Below are 4,074 nucleotides of genomic sequence, written 5' to 3'. Positions count from 1 at the left end.
TCCGGGGGCAGCGCCTGGGAGAGGATCTCGACGTGCTCGGCTTCGAAGACGTGGTCGTGGTTCAGGATGAAGGGCTCGTAGAGGCGGACGATGCGCTCCACCCGCTCCAGCCTGCGCTCCGCCTTGACGAAGGGCCGGCGCTCGCCGACCACGCGAATGATGGCGCGGATCATGGCGCGCTGTCCGGGGGCGCCGAAGCGGCGGAAGCGGGTGCGGGAGACGGGGATGGCATCCCAGCGCAGGCGCAGCCAGGATTCCAGTCCCTGCTCGGCTTTCAGGTGGCGGCGGTGGGCGAGTCCGGTGAGCTCGATGGAGCGGCGCATGTCGCAGGGATTGGTGACCGAGGTTGCCAGCTGATACATGCGCTGATGGCGGCGCTCGATGAGCGCGGCGGCAATTAGCGTCATGCCCTGGCAGACCTGGTCCACGGGAATCACGTCCAGACACTTGCGTTCGTTGCTGGGGAGCTGGCGGAAGGACGTACCCAGCAGGTAGGCCAGTGAGGCGGAGGTGTTCACACCCTCGTTCCAGCCGCAGAAGGGCTTCCCAACCGAGGTCTCGACGATGGAGGGCCGAACGATGGCGACGGGAACGTCCCCGGCCAGGCGCGCGATGAGGGACTCGGCCAAGCTCTTGGTGAGGCAGTAGGTGTTGGGCCAGCCCAGGGCGCGGGCGCGCCGCATCCCGGCCAGGGTGAGGTGGTTGCGCAGCCAGCGGATGCGCTCCTTGCGAAGCTGGTTCTCGAGCGCCGGGCCGGTGAGTTCGCTCTTGGTGCGCTCCCGCACCTTGCGCCGCAGCTTCTCGGTGACGCTGGGGCCTTCGGCGAGCGCGGCGGCGTCCTGGGCGAGCTTGTGCAGCTTGCGCCACTCGTGCTCGGCGTCGAAGCCGGGAACGCGCTTGGGGGTGTAGTCGGGCACCAATTCCTCGGCGACGCGGCCGTCGCGCGCGCCGACCACATAGCAGGTGGAAAGGTGCATGAGCGCGGCGTGGTCGCACTGCTTCATGAAGTCGAGCATGTGGACCACGGCGTCCACGTTGGCGGAGAGGGCTTCGCGCAGGTCGGGATTGAAGTCGGTGAGGCCGGAGCTGTTGAGCACCAGATCAAGCGATTTCGCCAGCCGCGCGCGCAGCTCGGGATCCAGGCCCAGGCCGGGCTGGCTCACGTCGCCCTCGACGACTTCGATGCGCTCGCTGAGGAAGCGCGCGAAGCCCTCGCCATAGCGCTGGTACAGGCCGTCAAAGACCGGCGATTCCTCGACAATCTTTTCCAGGCGGCGGGTAGCGGTGGTGGAGCGCTGGCGGCGGATGAGGAGGTAGATCTTCCCGATCTCGGGCAGGTCGTTGAGCAGATTGGCCAGCCAGACTTTGCCGATGAAGCCGGTGACGCCGATGAGCATGATGCGCTTCCCTGCCAGCGCCTTATGCACCGAGAGGTGCTCGACGCGCTTGCGCGGGTCGAAGCAGAGAGCCGGGCGGGAGGGTTGGGGGACGCGTCGCCGCGCCGGAAAGATGGCGCGGGAGAGGAGGTCGGGCCGGCGGTCGAGGCCGATGTCGCGAAGGACCCGCTCGGCGGAAACGCGGCCGTCGGGACGGTGCCCGGTGAGCCAGGCGGAGAGTCTGCGGGGACGGACCACGGGCTCCAGCAGGCGGCCGGTAGCGATGCCGTCGCGGAAGTCGAGGCGGTTGGCAACGATGTTTTCCACGCCCAGGTGGTTGGCCAGCGGGCGGATGATGTGGTCGAGGGCGTGGCTGACAAGGATGACTGGGCCGGCAGCCTGCGCCTGCCTGAGCTTCTCCAGGCCGCCGGGCTTGAGCTGGGGCTTGAGGATGTACTCGAAGTATTCCTCGCCCAGCAGATCGAGGCGGTCCTGGCTCACGCCGCGCAGCATGATGTAGAGCAGGCGGGTGGCGAAGCGGCGTCCCATGAAGTACAGGAGGGGCCAGCAGACGGCCAGGAAGGCCATGCCGAAGCGGCGGGCCCAGCGCTCGCTGAAACTTTGGGTGTTCCATGTGACGTAGGCCAGCACCCGGACGGCGCTCAGGCTGAGCAGGCTGCCCTCGACCCGCCAAAACGTCCCGGTTTGGGCTGGATCCGGCATCCTCTTGGAGTTCTCTGGCTGATCTTCGGCCCACCCGCGGCGGGCCGGATTCCGCTCCCTGGAGGCGGAAACTGGTGGCAACAAGATGGTGAAGTTATCACTTATGTAAACAGGAAGCAATGTGCAGCTGGCTTCCCCGTTCTGGGGCCCGGCGGCGGAAATATGTCTTGGTTTTCTACCCCGGCAGACGATACTTTGATTTCCTCGGCGAACCCCCGCCGGAAAGGCACCCCATGACCAATCAAGAGCTGGCCCGCAAGCAGAAGGAGTACGTCTTCCCCTGCGTGAACACTTATTTCAAGGAGCCGGTGGCCATGGACCACGGCTCCATGCAGCACATATGGGACGTGGAGGGAAAGCAGTATCTGGACTTCTTCGGCGGCATCGTGACTATCAGCGTGGGCCACGCCAACCCCCGGGTGACGGCCAAGGTCAAGGCGCAGGTGGACAAGCTGCAGCACGTCTCCACCTGCTTCCTCACCGAGCCCATGGTGACGTTGGCGGAGAAGCTGGCGACGTTGACGCCGGGCAAGCGGCTGACCAAGTCCTTTTTCTCCAACAGCGGCACCGAGGCCAACGAGACGGCAGTGCAGACGGCGCGCATGCACACCGGAAACTTCGAGATCCTGGCGCTGCGGCACGGCTACAGCGGGCGTTCGTCGCTGGCGCGCGGGCTGACCGGGATCAATACCTGGCGGCGCGCCACCATCGAGGTGGGCATCGTGCACGTGATGAATCCCTACTGCTACCGCTGCCCGCTGGGGATGACGTATCCCGATTGCGGCGTGGCCTGCGCCCAGGACATCGAGCAGGTCATCCAGACCTCGACCTCGGGGCGCATCGCCGGCCTGCTGGCCGAGCCCATCCAGGGCGTGGGCGGCTTCATCACGCCGCCCAAGGAGTACTTCAAGCTGGCCTTCAACATCGTGAAGCAGTACGGCGGCGACTTCATCGCCGACGAAGTGCAGACCGCCTGGGGACGCACCGGGCACAAGTGGTTCGGCATCGAGCACTGGGAGGTGGAGCCGGACATCATCACCGCGGCCAAGGGCCTGGGCAACGGCCAGCCCATCGGGCTGACCATCGCGCGCCCGGAGATCGCCGACTCATTCCAGGGACTGACCATCTCCACTTTCGGAGGGAATCCGGTGACCGCCACCGCGGCGCGCGCCGTGATTGACGTGATCGAGGAAGACGACCTGAGGACGAACGCCGCGGTGGTCGGCGGCTACTTCCGGCAGAAGCTGGAGGAGTTGCAGCAGAAGTATCCGCTGATCGGCGACGTGCGCGGCATGGGGCTAATGCAGGCGCTGGAGCTGGTGACCGACCGCAAGAGCAAGGAGCCGGCCGCCGCCGCAACCAATTCCCTGCTGGAAGAAGCGCGCAAGCGCGGCCTGTTGATCGGCAAGGGCGGGATGTACGGGAACGTCGTCCGCATGTCGCCGGCGCTGAACATCGCGAAGAGCGACGTGGACGAAGCCATCCGCCTGCTGGATGAGAGCTTCGCGGCGGTGCGCTAGCCAGTCAGCTCGCGGGCTGCTGCATCTTCTGTGACAGGGTGTCGAAGGAGCCGAAGCGCAGGCCGAGGCGCTCGCAGATCAGGTACTGCCGATCGAAGGGGTTGGTGGTGCGAGCGATTTCCCACAGCCGGCCCAGCCCTATCCGTCCCCAACAAGCCCAGGAAAAGACCGGCAGCGGGTAGTCGGTGCCGAAGAGTAGGCGCTCGCCGAGTTCGGGATGGCGGCGCAGGCGCAGCAGCATGGCCATGCGATTGACCGTCCCCATCCTCGTTGATAGTATGACTGTGCGGGGTGGAGCAGTCTGGTAGCTCGTTGGGCTCATAACCCAAAGGTCGGTGGTTCAAATCCACCCCCCGCAACCAACCTCATCTTACTGAATCGTAACGGTCAGCGGGTTTACCGCTGGCCTTTCTTCTTGTTCATTCCGTGCATTAACGTGCAGAATTCTCCCAAGT

3 protein-coding genes and 1 tRNA gene are annotated in these 4,074 nt (G+C 65.8%); 2 read left to right on the top strand and 2 right to left on the bottom strand.

The window, feature by feature from the left end:
• The coding region (locus VGQ94_00160) for an SDR family oxidoreductase (GenBank protein HEV2020920.1) at window positions 1-2,099 on the bottom strand (2,099 nt) is incomplete at its 3' end.
• A 233-nt stretch (window positions 2,100-2,332) separates the two neighbouring features.
• On the opposite strand from VGQ94_00160, the gene VGQ94_00155 reads away from it, so the two are divergent.
• Window positions 2,333-3,619 carry an aspartate aminotransferase family protein gene (locus tag VGQ94_00155; protein HEV2020919.1) on the top strand — a complete coding sequence of 429 codons (1,287 nt, stop codon included), beginning with the start codon at window positions 2,333-2,335 and terminating at the stop codon, window positions 3,617-3,619.
• A gap of 4 nt (window positions 3,620-3,623) precedes the next feature.
• Here the strand turns inward: VGQ94_00155 and VGQ94_00150 are convergent, their stop codons facing one another.
• Complete coding sequence (locus VGQ94_00150) at window positions 3,624-3,884, bottom strand: hypothetical protein (GenBank protein HEV2020918.1); 261 nt, start codon at window positions 3,882-3,884, stop codon at window positions 3,624-3,626.
• A gap of 20 nt (window positions 3,885-3,904) precedes the next feature.
• On the opposite strand from VGQ94_00150, the gene VGQ94_00145 reads away from it, so the two are divergent.
• Window positions 3,905-3,981 (top strand) — tRNA-Met (locus tag VGQ94_00145).
• The last annotated feature ends 93 nt before the right edge of the window (window positions 3,982-4,074 follow it).

Source organism: Terriglobales bacterium (genome assembly GCA_035937135.1).
Classification (GTDB): Bacteria; Acidobacteriota; Terriglobia; order Terriglobales; family Acidobacteriaceae; genus DASYVL01.
The sequence above is the reverse complement of the archived record's forward strand: the minus strand, read 5'-3'. Positions and strand labels throughout refer to the sequence as shown.

Excerpts from the sequence above, each read along its gene's own strand:
- VGQ94_00155 (HEV2020919.1), top strand. The coding sequence starts at position 2,333 with ATGACCAATCAAGAGCTGGCCCGCAAGCAGAAGGAGTACGTCTTCCCC.
- VGQ94_00150 (HEV2020918.1), bottom strand. The coding sequence starts at position 3,884 with ATGGGGACGGTCAATCGCATGGCCATGCTGCTGCGCCTGCGCCGCCAT.